At 62.4% G+C, this 19,625-nt stretch carries 17 protein-coding genes; 11 read left to right on the top strand and 6 right to left on the bottom strand.

All coding sequences use genetic code 11. The features are described 5' to 3' along the window. The first annotated feature begins 271 nt into the window (after positions 1–271). The 11 genes from LQG66_RS22760 to ptsN all read left to right on the top strand — a co-directional run bounded on the left by LQG66_RS22760 (position 272) and on the right by ptsN (position 15,083). Positions 272–2,926 (top strand): type I restriction-modification system subunit M, encoded by a 2,655-nt coding sequence (locus LQG66_RS22760; protein ID WP_231317909.1) that lies wholly within the window; start codon positions 272–274, stop codon positions 2,924–2,926. Further along, on the top strand, positions 2,919–4,169 hold the full coding sequence (locus LQG66_RS22755) for a restriction endonuclease subunit S (RefSeq protein ID WP_231317908.1): 1,251 nt from the start codon (positions 2,919–2,921) through the stop codon (positions 4,167–4,169). Before LQG66_RS22760 ends, LQG66_RS22755 begins: the two co-directional genes overlap by 8 nt. Continuing rightward, the gene (locus LQG66_RS22750) at positions 4,166–7,420 is read left to right on the top strand and encodes a type I restriction endonuclease subunit R (protein WP_231317907.1); all 3,255 of its coding nucleotides are present in this window, start codon (positions 4,166–4,168) and stop codon (positions 7,418–7,420) included. Before LQG66_RS22755 ends, LQG66_RS22750 begins: the two co-directional genes overlap by 4 nt. Then, a complete protein-coding gene (locus LQG66_RS22745; RefSeq protein ID WP_231317906.1) occupies positions 7,420–8,121 on the top strand; it encodes a M48 family metallopeptidase in 702 nt (233 codons plus the stop codon). Before LQG66_RS22750 ends, LQG66_RS22745 begins: the two co-directional genes overlap by 1 nt. A gap of 334 nt (positions 8,122–8,455) precedes the next feature. Beyond that, positions 8,456–9,070: a ribonuclease D gene (locus LQG66_RS22740; RefSeq protein WP_231317905.1), complete on the top strand. Its 615-nt coding sequence runs from the start codon at positions 8,456–8,458 to the stop codon at positions 9,068–9,070. A gap of 159 nt (positions 9,071–9,229) precedes the next feature. Continuing rightward, entirely contained in the window at positions 9,230–9,931 is a 702-nt protein-coding gene (gene lptC / locus LQG66_RS22735) for an LPS export ABC transporter periplasmic protein LptC (RefSeq protein ID WP_231317904.1), read from the top strand. Positions 9,932–9,935: 4 nt separating this feature from the next. Beyond that, on the top strand, positions 9,936–10,625 hold the full coding sequence (locus LQG66_RS22730) for an LptA/OstA family protein (RefSeq protein ID WP_231317903.1): 690 nt from the start codon (positions 9,936–9,938) through the stop codon (positions 10,623–10,625). A gap of 153 nt (positions 10,626–10,778) precedes the next feature. Beyond that, positions 10,779–11,762, top strand: coding sequence for an LPS export ABC transporter ATP-binding protein (gene lptB / locus LQG66_RS22725; protein WP_231317902.1), 984 nt, complete (start codon positions 10,779–10,781; stop codon positions 11,760–11,762). A gap of 213 nt (positions 11,763–11,975) precedes the next feature. Beyond that, on the top strand, positions 11,976–13,616 hold the full coding sequence (gene rpoN / locus LQG66_RS22720) for an RNA polymerase factor sigma-54 (RefSeq protein ID WP_231317901.1): 1,641 nt from the start codon (positions 11,976–11,978) through the stop codon (positions 13,614–13,616). 73 nt (positions 13,617–13,689) lie between these two features. After that, positions 13,690–14,292 (top strand): ribosome hibernation-promoting factor, HPF/YfiA family, encoded by a 603-nt coding sequence (gene hpf, locus LQG66_RS22715; protein ID WP_231317900.1) that lies wholly within the window; start codon positions 13,690–13,692, stop codon positions 14,290–14,292. Between the two features lie 329 nt (positions 14,293–14,621). Further along, complete coding sequence (gene ptsN, locus LQG66_RS22710; RefSeq protein WP_231317899.1) at positions 14,622–15,083, top strand: PTS IIA-like nitrogen regulatory protein PtsN; 462 nt, start codon at positions 14,622–14,624, stop codon at positions 15,081–15,083. Positions 15,084–15,107: 24 nt separating this feature from the next. Here the strand turns inward: ptsN and LQG66_RS22705 are convergent, their stop codons facing one another. The 6 genes from LQG66_RS22705 to ugpA form a co-directional block, all read right to left on the bottom strand. Next, positions 15,108–15,614 carry a GNAT family N-acetyltransferase gene (locus LQG66_RS22705; RefSeq protein ID WP_231317898.1) on the bottom strand — a complete coding sequence of 169 codons (507 nt, stop codon included), beginning with the start codon at positions 15,612–15,614 and terminating at the stop codon, positions 15,108–15,110. Positions 15,615–15,746: 132 nt separating this feature from the next. After that, positions 15,747–16,010: a BQ00720 family protein gene (locus LQG66_RS22700; protein WP_231317897.1), complete on the bottom strand. Its 264-nt coding sequence runs from the start codon at positions 16,008–16,010 to the stop codon at positions 15,747–15,749. 59 nt (positions 16,011–16,069) lie between these two features. Then, positions 16,070–16,495 (bottom strand): Hsp20 family protein, encoded by a 426-nt coding sequence (locus tag LQG66_RS22695; protein ID WP_231317896.1) that lies wholly within the window; start codon positions 16,493–16,495, stop codon positions 16,070–16,072. A 134-nt stretch (positions 16,496–16,629) separates the two neighbouring features. Beyond that, the gene (locus tag LQG66_RS22690) at positions 16,630–17,709 is read right to left on the bottom strand and encodes a sn-glycerol-3-phosphate import ATP-binding protein UgpC (RefSeq protein WP_231317895.1); all 1,080 of its coding nucleotides are present in this window, start codon (positions 17,707–17,709) and stop codon (positions 16,630–16,632) included. A gap of 123 nt (positions 17,710–17,832) precedes the next feature. After that, positions 17,833–18,681, bottom strand: a complete 849-nt coding sequence (gene ugpE / locus LQG66_RS22685; protein ID WP_231317894.1) for a sn-glycerol-3-phosphate ABC transporter permease UgpE — start codon at positions 18,679–18,681, stop codon at positions 17,833–17,835. Beyond that, positions 18,681–19,562, bottom strand: coding sequence for a sn-glycerol-3-phosphate ABC transporter permease UgpA (ugpA, locus tag LQG66_RS22680; RefSeq protein WP_231317893.1), 882 nt, complete (start codon positions 19,560–19,562; stop codon positions 18,681–18,683). The genes ugpE and ugpA overlap by 1 nt, the downstream gene beginning before the upstream one ends. Positions 19,563–19,625 lie beyond the last annotated feature (63 nt).

The following is a 19,625-nucleotide window of genomic DNA, read 5'->3' as shown; positions in this document are numbered from 1 at the left end:
CTGATTTGCCCGACGGTGCAAGCGCAAAGGCTGCAGCAGAGTGGCACGACGGGCAGTTTGGAGATGGGTGGTATGCCGGAGCGCAGGCCGCCTTCAATGGCCATGCATTGGATCGTCGGCGTGCTCGCCGGGCTCGATTACGGCGGACAGTTCAGAGAGAACGGGCTCAGGATAGGAAGCGAAGCTCTGGATTGGCATGATAATCGTAAACCCACACCTAGGTCGCCGCTCGAATGTCGACAAGGGCGCGGGGTTTGTGTCATCTGTCAGCATGACCAAACTGACCCTTTCCCAACTCACCAGTCTGCTCTTCAAGGCGTGCGACGAGCTTCGCGGCAACATGGATGCCTCGGAGTACAAGGAGTACATCTTCGGCGTCCTGTTCCTGAAGCGATGCAGCGACCTGTTCGACCAGCAGCGCGAAAAGTTGACGATCGATCTGCGAGCTCGTGGCCTTGATGGCGACCGGCTCGAAGCGCTGCTGGAAAGCCGTGACCAGTACACTTTCTACGTCCCCCCGGAATCGCGCTGGGCAACGATCCGCCATCTGAAGCAGGACGTCGGAAATGGCCTCAATGCCGCGCTTGGCGAGCTTGAGCGTCACAATAAGGAGCAGCTTGAGGACGTGCTCGAGCACATCAATTTCAATCGCAAGATCGGGCAGCGAACGCTGAGTGACGACACGCTGGTCGACTTCATCCAAGTATTCGAGAAAATCCCTCTACGTGACGAGAATTTCGAGTTCCCCGATCTGCTCGGCGCCGCCTACGAATACCTGATCAAGTACTTTGCCGATTCGGCCGGCAAGAAGGCGGGCGAATTCTATACCCCCGCCGATGTCGTCCGCACTATGGTCGAGATCGTTGACCCGCAGCCGGGCATGAGCATCTACGACCCGACCGTTGGTTCCGGCGGCATGTTGATCCAGTCGCGGGACTATGTCCGCGACAATGGCGGCGACCCGAACAACCTCTCGCTCGCCGGACAGGAGTCGCAGGGGACGACCTGGTCCATCTGCCGGATGAACATGATCTTGCATGACATCCAGTCGGCCGACATCCGGCAGGAGAACACGCTGACCAAGCCCCAGCACAGAGCAGAGGACGGCGAACTGACCCGTTTCGACCGGGTGCTCGCCAATCCGCCGTTCAGCCAGAGCTACAGTTCCAACGAAATGGAGTTCAAGGGCCGGTTCGTGAAATGGATGCCGGAAAAGGGCAAGAAGGCGGACTTGATGTTCGTCCAGCACATGCTGGCGGTGCTCAAAAGCAATGGCCGCATGGCGACCGTGATGCCGCATGGCGTGCTGTTTCGCGGCGGCGAGGAGAAGGAGGCGCGGGAGCTTTTCATCAAACAGGGCTGGCTCGATGCGGTCATCGGTCTGCCGCCCAGCCTGTTCTACGGGACCGGTATTACCGCCTGCATCCTGGTGATGAACAAGGAGCATGCGGCCGAACGCAAGGATGTGCTCTTCATCAACGCCGACAGGGACTATCGCGAGGGCAAAGCGCAAAATTTTCTGCGGCCCGAGGACATGTCAAAGATCGTCGATGTTTATCGCCGGCGACAGGATGTGTCGGGCTATGCCCGTGTTGTGTCTATCGCTGAGATCAAGGCGGAAGAGTACGATTGTAACATTCGCCGCTATGTCGACAACGCGCCGCCACCCGAGCCGCAAGACGTGCGGGCGCACATTCATGGGGGGGTGCCAATCGCAGAAATCGATGCGCTGGAGCGCTTCTGGCGGAATTATGTGGGCCTGCGCGGCTCTCTCTTCATCGAGCGCAGCAGTGATAGGGCCTATTGCGATTTTGCCTCCACTATTGCTAAACGGCGCGACATAGCCGAGTTGATCAAGGCCCATCCAGGTGTGGTGGGCTCACATCAGGATCTCATGAAGCGGCTCGCGGCTTGGTGGGACTCCATTGAGCCGATGATGCGGATGCTCGCCAGCGGCAATGAGCGGGCGGACAATGTCTACGCGCTCCGGCGAGCGCTGATGGAAAGCATCGCGCGATCCTTCTCCGGCGAGACGCTGCTCACCCCTTTTCAGATTCGTGGCGCCATGGCGCGCTATGTCGATGGGCTGAAGACCGACCTAAAATCGGTGGCGGCGAGCGGCTGGGGCGCGGAACTGATCCCCGACGACGAAATCATGCAAAGCGAGTTTCCCGAGCTGATTGAGGAACTGGCGACCAAGCGCGCCCGCATCGACGAGGTACAGGCGCTTTTCGCTGCCGCGGATGAAGAAGGCTATGAGGATGAGGACGAGACCGGCGTCCTCGGCAGCGACGTGGGGGCTGTGCTCAAGGCTGAGGACAAGGCTTTCAAGTCTGAAATCAAAGCCCTGGTGAAGGAGGCCAAAGACGCCGCGAAGATCATCAAATCCGCCATCGAGCGACGCGATGATTGGCCGAGGGGTTGGAGCAAGGCAGATTTCGGGATAGGCGGTACGCTGACAGCGCCTGATCTCGACGGCGCGCGCCGTACTCTTTCGATCGCTGAAGAAGCACAGGTCGAGCCGTTCTTACTCGCGCCACTCAGCAAGCTCGTCGGCGAGGGCGAGAGAATTGCGTCCCGTTTATCCGATATCTCCAGGCGGCTCGCAACGCACAAGGCGCTGGAGGATGAGGCGAAGGCGTTAAAGGCGGAGCTGCGCACGGCTGAGACCAAGCGAGAGGAGTTGGTGGCCGCCGCACGTCAAAAGATCACGCCGGAAGCTGCACGCAGCCAGATACTAATACGCTTCCGCAGCACCCTGTTCGAAACCTACCATGCCTATCTTGACGCCGAGCGGCGAGCGGTGACCGCGGCGGTAGACAATCTGCACAAGAAATATGCACTGACAGTACGAAACATCGAGGACGAACGCTACAATGCGGCGGTCGAGCTAAACATCTATCTGAAAGCGCTTGGTTATGTCTAACTGGGACGAAAAGCCGCTCATTAGCTTAGCTCGATACATAAATGGATTTGCCTTCAAGCCCCATCATTGGGGAGAGGAGGGGCTACCAATTGTTCGGATCGAGCAGTTGAACAATCCAGATGGCTACTACGACTTCTGTATGACTCCTATTCCCTCAGACAACATCGTCGATAACGGCGATCTTATTTTCTCATGGAGTGCAACTCTCAAGGTCGCATTATGGCAGCACGGCAAGGCCGCGCTGAACCAGCATTTATTTAAGGTTCAACCAAATCCCGGGGTCGACAAGGATTACCTCTATCAACTTCTTGACTTCCATATGGAAGCGCTTGCTGGCGGCTCTCATGGCTCAACCATGAAGCATATCAAACGAAGCGAACTCTATAAATATTGCGTCAGAGTTCCAGATATTTCAGTACAGAAAACGATCTCGAAAATTCTGCGCGCGGTCGACGCTCAGATTGATGTAACGCAGAAGCTGATCGCCAAACAGGAACGGGTCCGGGCTGGGCTGATGCAGGACCTATTCACGCGCGGCGTTGACAAACATGGTCAGCTCAGACCAGATCGCGAGGAAGCTCCGCACCTCTACCACGAGACAGAACTCGGCTGGTTACCCAATGGGTGGGACGCAGTTCGACTGTCGGACCTGACTTCGCGAATTGTGGATGGCGTACACCACACGCCGACTTACGTACCACAAGGGGTACCCTTCATTACTGTCAAGAGCCTAACTGCCGGCAGAGGGATAGATACCCGACAGGGGAACTTTATCTCGATTGAGGATCACCGCATTTTTCAGATCCGTGCGGATCCAAAAGCAGGTGATGTCCTGGTCTCGAAGGACGGGACGCTGGGAGTAGCGCGCCAGGTTGATGAGTCGGTTGAAGAGTTCAGCATATTCGTTTCAGTTGCGATGCTCCGTCCAATCGCCAGCTTGCTCTGTTCAGCTTTCCTGTGTGAGTTCTTCCAGACGAGATATTACGAGAACCAATTGGGGTATCTCTCAGCTGGATCCGGTCTGAAGCACATTCACCTTGAGCACTTTAGAAAATTCGTGGTGCCGCTTCCAGAACTACCAGAGCAGAAGAGGATAATTCAGATCCTGAGTGCCGCCGACAAGTATATCTTGGGATTGGAACGTGCCCTTGAAAAGCTCCGCCTCCAGAAATCTGGCTTGATGCAGGACCTACTTACAGGCAAGATCTCCGTCGCGCCTCTTCTTCAAGCTGCCGCAGAATGAGCGAATACGCCCACGTTGAAAAGCCGTTGCTGACCCAGCTTGCTGGGCTCGGCTGGACGGTGATCGACCAAGGCAGTCATATGATCCCGCAGGCCCCTGCGTTGTCACTGCGGTCGAGCTTTCGCGACCTGATCCTTCCAAAGGTGTTCCGCGACTGTATTTGCGCGCTGAATCCCCTGCCGGACGGCCGCCAGTGGCTAACCGAACGACACTTGGCGGGGCTCATCGACGATATTTTCCGTCAACCAGGCAAGGGCCTACTCGATGCGAACGAGGCGGTTCAGGCGCTACTCTTCAAGGCGCAGGTGGACCGCAACGAACTGACTGGCGAGACGGACCCGACCGTTCGCCTGATCGACTTCGCCGACCCGGAGCGCAACCGCTTCCACGCCATCAACCAGTTCCGCGTCGATACACCGGGGTGCGCGAAGGGCTTTATCATCCCCGACGTGGTGCTGTTCGTGAATGGCCTGCCGCTGGTAGTGATCGAGGCCAAGATCGGCGACGCCAACACCGCGAACCCGATGCACGAGGCCTTCGTGCAATTGCAGCGCTATCGCGACGCCCGCCCGGAAACCGCCCGCGCCGGGCTGCGCGAAGGCGAGCCGAAACTGTTCTATCCCAACTTGGCCGTGATCCGAACCTGTGGCGAGGCGGCGGAGTTCGGCACCATTAGTTCCGCTCCCGAGCACTTCTACGGCTGGCGCAACATCTGGCCGGAGCAGCTTGCCGCGATCTCACCACCGCTGGGTGAGGTCCGCGCGCAGGAAGAGCTGGTCCAGGGGCTGCTCAACCCGCATTGCCTCCTGGACATGCTGCGTACCTGCTCGGTGTTCATGGACCTGCCCAACGGCAAGCGGGTGAAGGTGCTTGCCCGTTATCAGCAGCACCGCGCCGCTCGTCGCATCGTCGAGCGGCTGCGCACCGGCGAGACGCCGATGGAGCGCAGTGGCGTCGTCTGGCACACTCAGGGGTCGGGCAAGTCGCTCACTATGGTCTTCGTCGGCCGGATGTTGCGCGCTAGCCGTGACCTCAACGACATCAAGATCCTCATGGTGGTGGATCGGGCCGATCTGGAAGACCAGCTCTCCGGTACTGCCAAGCTGATCGGGGGGAAGATCAATCTGGTCGACAGTCGCGCCGCCGTGCGCGACGTGCTCGCTTCTCCCGCTTCCGACGTGAACATGGTGATGGTTCACAAATTCGTCGAGTCGAAAGACGATCTGCCCGAGGGACTGCGCGAAAAGCTGGGGCGCTATGCCCCGCCCCCTAGCGCCGAGACTTTTGGCGTCGTCAACGATTCCCCGCGCATCCTCATCATGGTGGACGAGGCGCACCGCACGCAGGGGTCCGACATGGGGGATAATCTGTTCGAGGCGTTCCCCAATGCCGCCCGAATCGCCTTCACCGGCACCCCGCTGATCACCGAGCGGCATGGCGGCCGACAGACCGTGAAACGGTTCGGCGAATACATCGACACCTACAAGCTGATGGATTCGGTGGAGGACGGGGCAACCCTGCAAATCCTCTACGAAGGCCGCACGGCCAATACCGCCCTGCGAGACAAGGCCGAGTTCGACGCGGCGTTCGAGGATCTCTTCGCCGACCGCTCGGCCGAAGATCTGCTTGCCATCAAGAAGAAATATGGAGCCACCGGCGATATCCTGGAAGCGGAAAACCGCATCGGCGCCATCGCCCAAGATCTGGTCCGCCACTACATCGAGAACATTCTGCCCAACGGGTTCAAGGCGCAGGTCGTCTGCCATTCCAAGCTTGCGGCGGTGCGATACCAGCGCGCCTTGCGCAAGGCTTTGCAGCAACGGCTGGAGGCGGAGCGTGCAAAACCGAAACCCGACACGGATCTGATCCGCCGGGTTGCCTTCCTCAAGGTGGCGGTGGTGGTGTCGTCCGACGCGACCAACGAGCTGGCAGAAATCACCGAGGCCCGCAAAGAGGCGCGCGACTGGAACGCGGTTGAGAATTTCTGCAAGCCGTTCAATCTCGACGACTATGACAAGGCCAACTCCGGCATCGCTTTCCTCGTCGTATGCGACATGCTGCTGACCGGCTTCGACGCGCCGATCGAGCAGGTCATGTACATCGACAAGCGGCTGAAGGAACATAACCTGCTGCAGGCGATCGCTCGCGTGAACCGCGTTACCCAGGGCAAGCAGCGCGGGTTCATCGTCGACTACATCGGCCTGGCCAACCATCTCACCGACGCACTCAGGATCTACGCGAGCGAGGACATTGCGGACCTCCAGGCCGGGCTGAAGAATCTGACGTCTGAGCTGCCCATTCTGGAGGAACGTTACCGCCGACTGTTCCAGCATTTCCAGGCGCTGGGTGTGCATGACATAGAGCCCTTCCTCACCGGCACACTCGGCAGTTCTGAGGAGGAGATTCGTGTGGTCCACAAGGCAGTGGACGCCCTTGAACCGATCAAGGCGCGAGCCGATTTCGAGGTCTATCTCAAGAAGTTTCTGATGAGCCTCGACCTCATTCTGCCGGGCACAGCCGCGCAGCAATACCGTGGGCCGGCCAGGCGGCTGGGCTATCTGATGCGGATGACAAAAGAGCGATTCAAGGACGAATCCATTGATTTTGCTGGCGTTGGCGAAAAGGTTTCCGCGCTGATCAACAAGCATCTGATTGAGCTGGGTGTCGATCCCAAAATCCCGCCCGTCGAGCTGCTGGACCCGGACTTCGTTGCGCAGGTGACGGGGCACGCGCAGGGAAGTTCGCGGGCGAAGGCCAGCGAGATGGAGCACGCCATCCGCAAGCACTGCACCATCCATTTTGACGAGGACCCGGCGTTTTTCAAGCGGATGAGCGAGAAGCTCGACACGCTCATCGCTAAACATGGCGAGGATTGGAAATCTTTGGCCGAGCACTATGAGGAGCTGCGGTCGGAAATCCGGGCGGGGCGGGGCAAGGCGATATCGGAGCACCCACCCGAAGTGCTCGTATTCCGTGAAAACCTCTCCGACCTCATTAGCGATGGAGCCGCACTTTCGGTTGAGGAGGCGACTCTGCTGGATGCACTCTCTGCCCGGCTGGTCGGGGTCATTCGTGAATCCATTTCAATCGTCGATTTCTGGCGCAAGCCAGACCAGGTGCGCCGTCTCAGAGCAACGATCGATACCGAGCTGATGGTCTCTGGTATCGGCCCGGTTCAGGATCACCATCAGCGTATCGCCGTTGAATTGACCAAGCTCGCCGAGAAACGCCACGAAGAGTTGCTCCGGTAATGAAAATGTGCGCCCAGGATATTGAGTTCACCCTGATCCGTAGCGAGCGAAAGACCGCGGACATCGTAATCGAGCGTTCGGGCGACGTGATTGTTCGCGCGCCCACTGGAGTTGATGACGAAACGGTGCTCCAGGCCGTCTCAGATCGAGCGCTTTGGGTCCATCGTTCCCTTGCGGAATGGGAAGAGCTGAATTCGAGCCGGAGACATCGCCCGCTGGTTCAGGGGCAGGGATTCGCCTATCTCGGTCGATCCTATCGATTGAAGTTCGTCGCCGATGCCGACGTTCCGCTACGTCTCAAGAACGGACGCTGGGAGTTGTCCGAGGCTTTCGTAAGGAAAGAGGGCGAGCCGGCCGCGCGCAAGGCGTTCCGAGATTTCTACATCGAAAAGGGACTCCAGGTTTTCCCGGAGCGGGTTCAGAGCCTTGGGCCACTGGTCGGTGTAGAACCTGGTGAGGTTGCCGTAAAGGAACTAGGCTACTATTGGGCCTCATGCGGCGTGGGTGGCGCACTGAACTTCCATTGGAAGACCCTGATGGCGCCGCAGAGCGTGATCGACTACATCGTGGTGCACGAACTCTGCCATCTGCGGTACCGCGATCATTCGGACGCCTTTTGGAACGAGGTAGACAAGGTACTGCCGCGGTACAAGGAGCGGAAGGAATGGCTCAGGGTGAATGGGGCTGCACTTGATATCTAGGTACAAGCGGTGAAGCGGTTCGCTAGAGAGATCAATCGTGTTGCCGTATCAGACCAGCTCGCGCGCATCGAACGGACGGCTCCGGCGACCGCCGCAAGATCGGCATCGCCGCGCGGTCCTGCTTGAAACAAAGGGTGCGCGCACGGCGCGCGTCTGTCCCCGGGCTTGCGTCCGGGCGGCCGGGCTGGCATTCCCTCGGCTGATCCCCGCGCCGGCCCGGCGCGTTTGCCGGATGGTTACCAGTACCGGGCTTAAGTCCGGTTTTCCGAGCGCTTCATGCGGCGATGCCCCGGCCCGTCGCGTCCGACACCGAATTCGACCGAGGTTTATCGTCATGACCGTACGCCTGCACCGCGGCGACCTGCCCGATCTCTCCCGCTACACGACTTCGGTGGCGATCGACACCGAGACCATGGGGCTCAATCCGCACCGCGACCGGTTGTGCGTGGTGCAGCTGTCGCCCGGCGACGGCTCGGCCGACGTGGTGCAGATCCCCAAGGGGCACACCGATTCGCCGAACCTGAAGGCGCTGCTCGGCAATCCCGCCGTCACCAAGATCTTCCATTTCGCGCGGTTCGACGTCGCGACGCTGTTTCATACCTTCGGCGTGATGCCGCAGCCGGTCTACTGCACCAAGATCGCCTCGCGGCTGGCGCGCACCTATACCGACCGCCATGGCCTCAAGGATCTGGTGCGCGAGCTGCTCAATGTCGATCTCTCCAAGCAGCAGCAGTCGAGCGACTGGGGCGCCGACGCGTTGACCGAGCCGCAGCTCGCCTATGCCGCCTCCGATGTGCTGCATCTGCATGCCTTGCGCGAGAAGCTCGACGTGATGCTGGCGCGCGAGGGCCGGCTGGCGCTGGCGCAGGCCTGTTTCGCGTTCCTGCCGCACCGGGCCACCCTCGATCTGGGCGGTTTCGAGGCCGAGGACATCTTTGCGCATTCGTGAGGACGGGACATTCGCCGTTCACGATCATTAATCTCTCTTAATGATCGCAGGTGGCCTGCGATTCGCGCCAGTTCCGGGCTGCAATGGCCGGCGTGCCCATGGTAGAATGGGTTCGGTCTCGCGCCTGTCGCGCGCCTGTCCCCGCGCCTTGGAGCCTCGGTGAACTCGGTCCACAACCCAGTCTATGATCCCGGTCTGCAGGCGCGCTTTGCAGTTGCGGCGCGCCACAGCCGCTTGGTGCGCACGCTGCGGATCGCGGTGCCCGCGGCGGTCGCGCTGGCGATGACCGTCGTTCTCTACGTCGCGTTCTTCAACGATTTCCGGGTCGCGGTCGACACCGGCAATCTGACCGGCAACGTCGTCGTCTCCGGCCGCAAGATCACGATGGAGACGCCGCATCTGACCGGCTTCACGCCGGACCAGCGACCCTATGACCTCGTCGCCAACAGCGCCGTGCAGGACCTCACCGATCCCGATCATGTCGAGCTCAACATTCTCCGCGCCAAGGTGCTGATGGAGGACAAGTCGACGGTGACGCTGAACGCGAAGACCGGCGTGTTCGACACCAAGCAGCAGCAGCTGGAGCTGAACAAGGACATCCTGCTGACGACCTCGACCGGCTACGAGGCGCGCCTGAGCCACGCCTCGGTGGACATGGCCAAGGGCACCGTGAGCTCCGACGAGCATGTCGACGTCAAGCTCACCAACGGCACGCTCTCGGCGGACCGCCTGCGCATTCTGGACAATGGCGAGGTGGTGCGCTTCGAAGGCAATGTCGTGATGAATCTCGACAACATGAACGCCGCCCCGACCACGACGGCGAGCGCCGATCCGGGCCGGCCGGCCCGCAATGCGAAGTGAGCCCATGACGACGTGCCGTTTCATTCCCGCGGCGATTCGCGCCGCCGGCTTCGCTGCGCTGACCACGGTCGCGCTGGCCGGTACGGGCAGCGCGCTGCGGGCGCAGAGCGCCACCACCGGCGTGCCCAATGCGCTGCAGGGTTTCTCGCAGAACCGCGACCAGCCGATCCAGATCGAGGCGGCGTCGCTGGAGATGCGCGACAAGAAGAAGGAGGCGACCTTCTCCGGCAATGTGAAGGTCGTGCAGGGCGACACCACGATGACGTCGAAATCGCTGGTCGTGTTCTATGACGGCGGCTCCCAGGCCGGCGCGAAGCCGACGAAGACGATCCAGTCGGCGACGCCGGGGCCAGACGGCAGCTCGTCGATCCGGCGGCTGGAGGCGCGCGGCGGCGTCACCGTCACCCAGAAGGAGCAGGTCGTCACCGGCGAGACCGCGGTGTTCGACACCAAGACCAACCAGATCACCATGCAGGGCGGCGTCGTGCTGACCCAGTGCAAGAACGTGCTGCGCGGCGACCGCCTGATGGTCGACATGACGACGGGGGTGTCGCGGGTCGAATCCGACAGCGGCAAGGTGCAGGCGCTGCTGCCGCAGGGCTCCACCGGCCCGGGCGGCTGCGGATCATCGACCGGCGCCGCACCCGGTGGCGGCGGCTCGCCGCTGTCGCCTGGCGCGAACAAACCGAAGTGACTTCAATTAATTAGCGAATCAGCGCCGGCTCCAGTTGAACCGGGCTGCGGCTGCCTCTATCTAACGCGGGACGCTCCTCGTCCCGACAGGCTGCAGCGGGCGAACCGGCACGGTCGGTGACGGGCAGCTCCGAAGGGCGTAAGCGAAGCGGGGATGGTGGATCTACTCGGCATGTTTCGTCGGCGTCCCGCCAAGCGCGGCCAGCAGAGTTTTGCGCGACGGCCCGACGACATCACGTCGATGGAGGATCCGCTCGCTACGCTTGCCGACTCCGTTCGCGAGCTGCCGACGACGCGCATCAATCCGCGCTCGCCGCAGAATACCGAGCAGATCCAGCGTAAGCCGCCGCGGCCGTCGACGTCCGCGCCGAAACCGCGCAGCAATGGCAGTGGCGCCCCGCAGCTGTTGCGCCGGCCGGGCTTTCTGGCGGTGCATTCGATCGAGAAGAGTTTTGGCAGCCGCCAGGTCGTCCGCGGCGTCTCCATCTATGTTCGCCGCGGCGAGGCCGTCGGCCTGCTCGGGCCGAACGGCGCCGGCAAGACCACCGTGTTCTACATGATCACCGGCCTGATCAAGGCCGATCGCGGCGCGATCGAGCTCGACGGCCACGATGTCACGCGGCTGCCGATGTATCAGCGCGCGCGGCTCGGCATCGGCTATCTGCCGCAGGAGGCCTCGATCTTCCGCGGCCTCACCGTCGAGCAGAACATCCGCGCCGTGCTCGAGGTCGTCGAGCCGTCGCGCAAGAAGCGCGAGCGCGAGCTCGATGCGCTGCTCGAGGAGTTCACCATCACGCGGCTGCGCAAGTCGCCGGCGATCGCGCTGTCGGGCGGCGAGCGCCGCCGCGTCGAGATCGCGCGCGCGCTCGCGACGCGCCCGAACTACATGCTGCTCGACGAGCCGTTCGCCGGCATCGATCCGATCGCCGTCGGTGACATTCAGCAGCTGGTGCGCCATCTCACCAATCGCGGCATCGGCGTGCTGATCACCGATCATAACGTCCGCGAGACGCTCGGCCTCACCGATCGCGCCTACATCGTCTATGCCGGGCAGATTCTCACCGAAGGCAGCCCCGAGGAGATCGTCGCCGATCCCGACGTGCGAAGGCTCTATCTCGGCGAGGAATTCCGGCTGTAGGATTGCGGACGCGGCGTTTGTCGGCTTTTGTCGCAGCTGCGACAGGCGATGGAAACGCTGCGATCGATGCTGTTTCCCAGCAGGTTTGCGAGGACCGGTAACCTCGTCTTCTTGGCGCGCCATACTCCGTTTTTCTTATTCGTCAAGCCGTGTACATCACGCGCAGATTGGGATAAGCAAGAATTGGACCAGTAAGGGAATGTTCTTGCTCCCATGGCGTTGACGCAGAGATTAGAATTCCGCCAGTCGCAGTCGCTGGTGATGACGCCGCAGCTGATGCAGGCGATCAAGTTGCTGCAGCTGTCCAATCTCGACCTCTCCACGTTCGTCGAAGAGGAGCTCGAGCGCAACCCGCTGCTGGAGCGCGCCGCCGACGGTCCGGAGCAGCCGGTGGCCGGCGAGCAGCAGATGTCGGAACGCGCCGAATATCCCGACAGCGAGCCCTCGGGCGACGATTTCGGCGACAGCGGCGGCGGCGGCAGCACGGGCGAGAACTACGAGCCGGCCCAGGAAGACTGGATGAGCCGCGATCTCGGTAGTCGTACGGAGATCGAACAGACGCTCGACACCGGGCTCGACAACGTGTTCTCCGAGGAGCCCGCCGAAGCCGCTGCGCGCACGGCGCAGGACGCCGCGCCGACCACCTACACCGAATGGGGCGGCGGCGCCTCGGGCGACGAGGACTACAATCTCGAAGCCTTCGTCGCGGCCGAGACGACGCTGTCGGACCACCTCGCCGAGCAGGCGGCGGTGGCCTTCACGGCGCCGGCCGACCGCATGATCGGCCAGTACCTGATCGATCTCGTCGACGATGCCGGCTATCTGCCGGCCGATCTCGGCCAGGCCGCCGAACGGCTCGGGGCCGAGCAGGCCGATGTCGAGGCGGTGCTGGGCGTGCTGCAGACCTTCGATCCGCCCGGTATCTGCGCGCGCAACTTAAGCGAATGCCTCGCGAACCAGCTGCGCGAGCTCGACCGCTACGATCCGGCGATGCAGGCGCTGATCGAGCATCTCGATCTCCTTGCCAAGCGCGATTTCGGTGGCCTGCGCAAGCTGTGCGGCGTCGACGACGAGGATCTCATCGACATGATCGGCGAGATCCGAAGGCTCGATCCGAAGCCGGGGCTGAAGTTCGGCACCACGCGCACGCAGACCATGGTGCCGGATGTGTATGTGCGCCCCGGTCCAGACGGCGGCTGGCTGGTCGAGCTCAACAGCGACACGCTGCCGCGCGTCCTGGTGAACCAGGTCTATTATTCCGAGCTGTCGAAGACGATCCGCAAGGACGGCGACAAGTCCTACTTCACCGACTGCCTGCAGAACGCGACGTGGCTCGTGCGTGCGCTCGACCAGCGCGCGCGCACCATCCTCAAGGTCGCGACCGAGATCGTGCGCCAGCAGGACGGCTTCTTCACCCACGGTGTCGCGCATCTGCGGCCGCTGAACCTGAAGGCCGTTGCGGATGCGATCCAGATGCACGAATCGACGGTGTCGCGCGTGACCGCCAACAAATACATGGCGACCAATCGCGGCACTTTCGAGTTGAAATATTTCTTCACGGCCTCGATCGCATCGGCCGATGGCGGCGAGGCGCATTCGGCGGAGGCGGTGCGTCACCACATCAAGCAGCTGATCGATGCGGAAGAACCCTCCGCAATTCTATCGGACGACACGATCGTCGAGAAGCTGCGCGCCGCCGGTATCGACATTGCCCGCCGTACGGTCGCGAAATACCGGGAAGCGATGCGCATCCCGTCCTCGGTGCAACGCCGCCGCGACAAGCAGAGCATGCTGGCGCACGCCATGTCGGCGCCCACCAGCATCGACCGCACCCGGGATACCGCGTCAGTTTGACCGCGCCGCAAGATTGCGCCTTAACCAAATCGGATTAGTCTCCGCCCTCGGTACCCATTGATCGAGGCGGCAAATGACCCTGCGGATTTCCGGAAAGAGCATCAGCGTCAGCGAAGCGCTGCGTGGGCGCGTCAGCGAGCGCACCGACGAGGTGCTGCGCAAGTATTTCGATGGCAACTATTCCGGCCACGTCACGCTCTCCAAGGATGGCTTCGGGTTCAAGACCGATTGCGCACTGCACCTTGATTCGGGAATCACCCTCGAAGCCGAATCGAACGCGCCGGATGCCTATGCGAGCGCCGACCAGGCGCTGCTGATGATCGAGAAGCGCCTGCGCCGCTACAAGAGCCGGCTCAAGGATCGCTCGGGGCGCAAGTCCCATGCGGCCAATGCCGCGCTCGCCGGCTTCGACGGCGCGCTGCTGGATGCGCCGAGCTATGTGATCGAGGCGCCCGCCGAAGGCGACGAGGAGATCACCGGCTACAGCCCCGTGATCATCGCCGAGAACACCACCGCGCTGAAGCGACTCTCGGTGTCCGAAGCGGTGCTGGAACTGGATCTTTCCGGGGCTCCCTGCATGGTTTTCCAGCACGGCTCCAGCGGCCGGGTCAACATCATCTACCGCCGTGCCGACGGCAACATCGGCTGGGTCGATCCGCCCGCAGTGAAGCCGTAATTCCACCGAAGCCCGTCCCGGGTCGTCGCGAGCAGGCAGGAAAACGGTTCCTGATCAAGCGCTTGGCGGCGGCGAACGCGGCGTCACGCCATGGCAACGATGGGGTGCGATGACGGAGCCGGGTTTCGGTGCCTTCGGGCTGCCATGCTCCGACGATCTTAAGGATAGGCGGCGGGAACATGCTTGCGGCAGTTGGCACGGCCGTTGCGTTGGGGTAGAAGCGCCTCGCATCGGACACGGGTTAAGCCCGCCTGCCGCCTCAGCTTCTTGACGCCGGTCTGTCCCGACCTATTTCGCACCCTGACGGTTCATTCACCTCGGAACCCCCTATGCCGATTACCGATCTGGTCGCACCCGAGGCGATCCTGCCGGCTTTGAAGGTCATCAGTAAGAAGCAGGCGCTGCAGGAGCTGGCTGCCCGGGCCGCTGCCTTGACCGGACAGAACGAGCGCACGATCTTCGAGGTCCTGCTGCAGCGGGAGAAGCTCGGAACGACCGCGGTCGGCTACGGCGTGGCGATCCCGCATGGCAAGCTGCCGAAGCTGGAGAAGCTGTTCGGCCTGTTCGCGCGGCTGGAGCGGCCGATCGATTTCGAAGCCATGGATGGCCAGCCGGTCGATCTCGTGTTCCTGCTGCTCGCGCCTGAAGGGGCCGGTGCCGATCATCTGAAGGCGTTGGCGCGCATCGCGCGGCTCTTGCGTGATCAGGACGTCGCCAAGAAGCTCAGGGCCTCCCGCGATGCCCAGGCGATCTTTTCGGTGCTGGCGCTGCCGCCGGCCTCTGCGGCCTGAACCGACGTCCAAACCCCTTATCGTCTACCGCAACGACTTGATCAGGTAGCGCACCGTCTTGGTGCCGTCATGGATGCTGGCCGTCGCCAGCGCCGTGAAACCGAGCGCGGCGTGAAAGGCGTCCGACTGCGGATTCGGCGGGTCCAGATTGACCTCGCAGACCATGCGCTCGTGTCCGGCCGCGGTCGCTTCTCCAATCAGCTGCTCATAGAGCCGGCGCGCCAAGCCGTGGCCGCGCGCGGCCTCCGCCACCACGATGCGATCGACATAGACGAAGCGATCGTAGCGCGCGCGAAACCAGCGATGGTTCGGATTGTCGTAGTCCGCGGCCTCCTCCAGCGCGATCATCAGCGCGTCGGCCTTGCCGATCCGCCAGGCCCGCCACGCCTGACCGAGCAGATGCGCGAACGCGTCGGGCGTGAGCCACGACAGTTCGGAGGCGTGTGCGTTGTTGAGACCGAGCAGCGCTGCCGCGAGCACAGGTTCTGCTCGCAGCCCGGATGCGGTGACCGGCGTAATCAGGGAAATCACGCGCGACGATCCTCACGCCCGACCAGAAAAAGGGCCATCCCCTTTTCAGGGGACGGCCCGGGTGTGGCAGAGCTTAAGCCGAATGGATCCCGTACGAGACCGTCATGGCAGGAGAAACGGCCCAGCCGCGTGTCAGTGCACGCTCACGGCCTGGAGTTCGTGGCTCCACGCATTGGCGATCGCCGCTTCGCGGCTGTCGGTGAGCATGATCGGCGTGCCGTCGGCGGCATGCAGCGCGAACAGCTTCAATCCCGGCGCGATACGCGGTGCCTCCGGAAACAGGCCCGGCACGTCTTCGGAACGGATCTGTTTCACATAGGCGATGTGACCCTCACCCAGGGTGGCCAGCGCCTCCGGGGAGACGCGGGAATCAGACGCAACATCAACTTCGGTCATGGTCTCGACTCCTTCTGAGACTCAAGCGGTCGAGTCCGCTACTCGTTCCATTAAAACCATTATTCGTGTTCATTGATCGCTATTGTCTTAACGATCCGCTCAGGCTCCGGCCTGGCCAGATCGACCGACAACAACCCGTTCTTCAGATCCGCACCGAGCACGTGCATTCCCTCCGCCAGCACGAAGGTGCGCTGGAAGTGGCGCGCGGCGATGCCGCGATGAATGTATTGCCTGGCCTTGTCGTCCTGCTGCCGGCCGCGGATGACGAGCTGGTTTTCCTCAATGGTGACATCGAGTTGGTCGCGGGTGAAACCCGCCACCGCCAGCGTGATCCTCAACCTTTCGGGCTGCCCATTGGTGCGCTCGAACCGCTCGATATTGTAGGGCGGATAACCGTCGGCACCTTTGACGACGCGGTCGAGCACGCGCTCGATCTCGTCGAAGCCCAGAAGGAACGGACTGGAGAGCGAAGGAACACGAGACATGGTTTACAAAGTCCTCTCGAAGCGACTTTGATGTATCAGGGCCCTGACGGCACCCCTTGAGCAGCAATATGGGCACGATCCCGGGCGCGTTCAAGCGCCGGAAAATCGCCGGAACGTCCCGACTGTGGAATGGTTTAGATCGCCAGGCGCTGGCGGCCGTCGGCCGAGAACAGATGCAGCTTGGTCCGCGGCGCAACTGCGCGAATCCGGCTGCCGATGGCCGGTGCCGCCGTGCCCGGCAGCCGCACGATCACGTCATTGGCTGTCGCGCTGAGGCTGTCGTCGTTGCCGACGTCCTGGCGGGCCCCGTAGACGAACGTCTCGGCCCCGACATGCTCGATCGCGTCGACCCTGAGGTCGAGCCCGATGCCGCCGGCCGGTACGGTCTCGCCGAGCTCGAAATCCTCAGGACGGATGCCGAGCTGGCCGGCTGGCGCCGGAACCGCATCGGCGCCGTGAAGCTGGGCGCGAATCGCGTCGATCGGCATCAGGTTCATCGGCGGAGCGCCGATGAACGACGCCACGAACGTCGTCGCCGGCCTTTGATAGATCTCGAGCGGGTTGCCGATCTGCTCCACCTTGCCTCCGTTCATCACGACAAGGATGTCGGCCAGCGTCATTGCCTCGAGCTGATCGTGGGTGACGTAGATTGCCGTCGTATTGAGCCGGCGCTGCAGCTTGCGGATCTCCACCCGCATGGCGATGCGCAGCTTGGCGTCGAGATTGGACAACGGCTCGTCGAACAGGAACACTTTCGGCTGGCGCACGATGGCGCGGCCCATCGCGACGCGCTGCCGCTGGCCGCCCGAGAGCTGGCGCGGCTTCCGCTCCAGCATGGTGCCGAGCTCGAGGATGCGCGCGGCGTCCTCGACGCGCGTCTTGATCTCCCGCTCGGGAAGGCCGCGATTGCGCAGGCCGTAGGCCATGTTGTTGTACACGCTCATATGCGGATACAGCGCGTAGTTCTGGAACACCATCGCGATGTCGCGATCGGCGGGCTCGATCGCATTGACGATGCGGCCGCCGATGTCGATCTCGCCCGACGAGACCGTCTCCAGCCCTGCGACCATCCGTAGCAGGGTGGATTTGCCGCAGCCTGAGGGGCCGACGAGCACGCAGAACTGGCCGTCGCCGACCTCGATGTCGATGCCTTTGATGGCCTCGAAGCCGCCGGGATAGACCTTGCGGACGTTGCGAAGCGTGACGTTAGCCATGGGGAATCTCGGTGAGCAGGGTGCGTTTTGAAGAGAGAAGCGAATAGCGAATGGCGAATAGCGAATGGTCCGCCGCGCTGGCACTGCCCCTATTCGCTGCTCGCAATTCGCTATTCGCCCCCCTCACTTTTCCGTCTCCACGAGGCCCTTCACGAACAGGCGCTGCATGAAGACGACCACGGCGACCGGCGGCAGCATCGCGAGCACGGCGGTCGCCATCGCCAGCTGCCATTCGGCGAGCTCGTCGGTCGTGCTCAGCATCTTCTTGATGCCGATCACGATCGTCTGCATCGAATCCTTGGTGGTGATGAGCAGCGGCCAGAGATATTGGTTCCAGCCGTAGATGAACTGGATGACGAACAGCGCCGCGACCGTCGTCATGGAGAGCGGCAGCAGCGTGTCCCAGAAGAAGCGCAAGGGGCCCGCGCCATCGATGCGCGAGGCCTCCAATAGCTCATCCGGCACCGTCATGAAGAACTGCCGGAACAGCAGCGTGCCGGTGGCTGACGCGATCAACGGCAGGATCAGTCCGGCATAGGTGTCGAGCATGTGCAGATCGGCGACGATCTTGTAGGTCGGGTAGATGCGCACCTCGACCGGCAGCATCAAGGTGACGAAGATGATCCAGAACGCCGTCCGGCGAAATGGAAAGCGGAAGTAGACGATCGCGAAAGCCGACAGGATCGAGATCAGGATCTTGCCTACCGCGATCCCGATCGCAGTGATGAACGAGTTGGCGAGCAGCACACCGACGGGCTGGTTCATGAAGCGCGAGCCGCCGACGAACACCGCGCGGTAATAGTTTTCCAGCATGCGGCTCCCCGGTGTGAGCGGCAGATTGCCGCTGACGACGGTGGCTGCGTCATAGGTCGAGGCGATGACGGCGACATAGACCGGAAAGGCGAAGATGATGACGCCGAGCGACAGCACGGCATAGGCGACGAGGTCGCGGAGCGGACGGTGTTCGACCATCAGTACTGCACCTTGCGCTCGACGTAGCGGAACTGGATCGCGGTCAAGGCGATCACGATCACCATCAGCACCACCGATTGCGCGGCCGAGCTGCCAAGGTCGCCGCCGAGCCGGCCGTCGGCGAAGACCTTGTAGACCATCGTCGTGGTCGAGCCGGCGGGGCCGCCGGAGGTCACGGCATCGATGATGCCGAACGTCTCGAAGAACACGTAGACGATGTTGACGACGAGCAGGAAGAAGGTGGTCGGCGACAGCAGCGGGAAGATGATCGTCCAGAAGCGGCGCAACGGTCCGGCGCCGTCGATCGCGCCGGCCTCGATGACGCTCTTCGGGATCGCCTGCAGCCCGGCCAGGAAGAACAGGAAATTATAGGCGACCTGCTTCCAGACCGCGGCCATCACCACCAGGATCAGCGCGTGGGTGCCGTTGAGCATCGGATTCCAGTCGAACCCCATGAGGCGCAGCGGCCGCGCCAGCGTGCCCAGCGTGGGATGAAAGATGAAGAACCACAGCACGCCGGCGATCGCGGGCGCGACCGCGTAGGGCCAGATCATCAGCGTCTTGTAGACCGAGCCGCCCTTGAGGTTCTTGTCGGCCTGGGTCGCAAACAAGAGCGCGACGCCGAGCGACAGCACCGTCACCAACGACGAGAACACGGCTGTCGTGCCGATCGCGGTGTAATATTCCGGCTGGGCGAACAGAGCCTGATAGTTCTCGAGTCCGACGAATTCCGAGTTGAGCCCGAACGCATCCTCCCGCAGGAACGACTGCCGGATCGCCTGGCTGGCGGGCCAATAGAAGAAGATCAGCGTGATCGTGAGCTGCGGCGCCAGAAGCAGATAGGGCAGCAGCCTGCCGTTGAAGACGACCGATTTTTCCATTGAGCGCGCCGCGGGAGGGACGGGTCGGGAAGCTCCCCCTCCGGATCGGAGGAGGAGCTTCTC

The organism is Bradyrhizobium ontarionense (genome assembly GCF_021088345.1).
Classification (GTDB): domain Bacteria; phylum Pseudomonadota; class Alphaproteobacteria; order Rhizobiales; family Xanthobacteraceae; genus Bradyrhizobium; species Bradyrhizobium ontarionense.
This window is presented reverse-complemented; position numbering and strand designations above follow the sequence as displayed.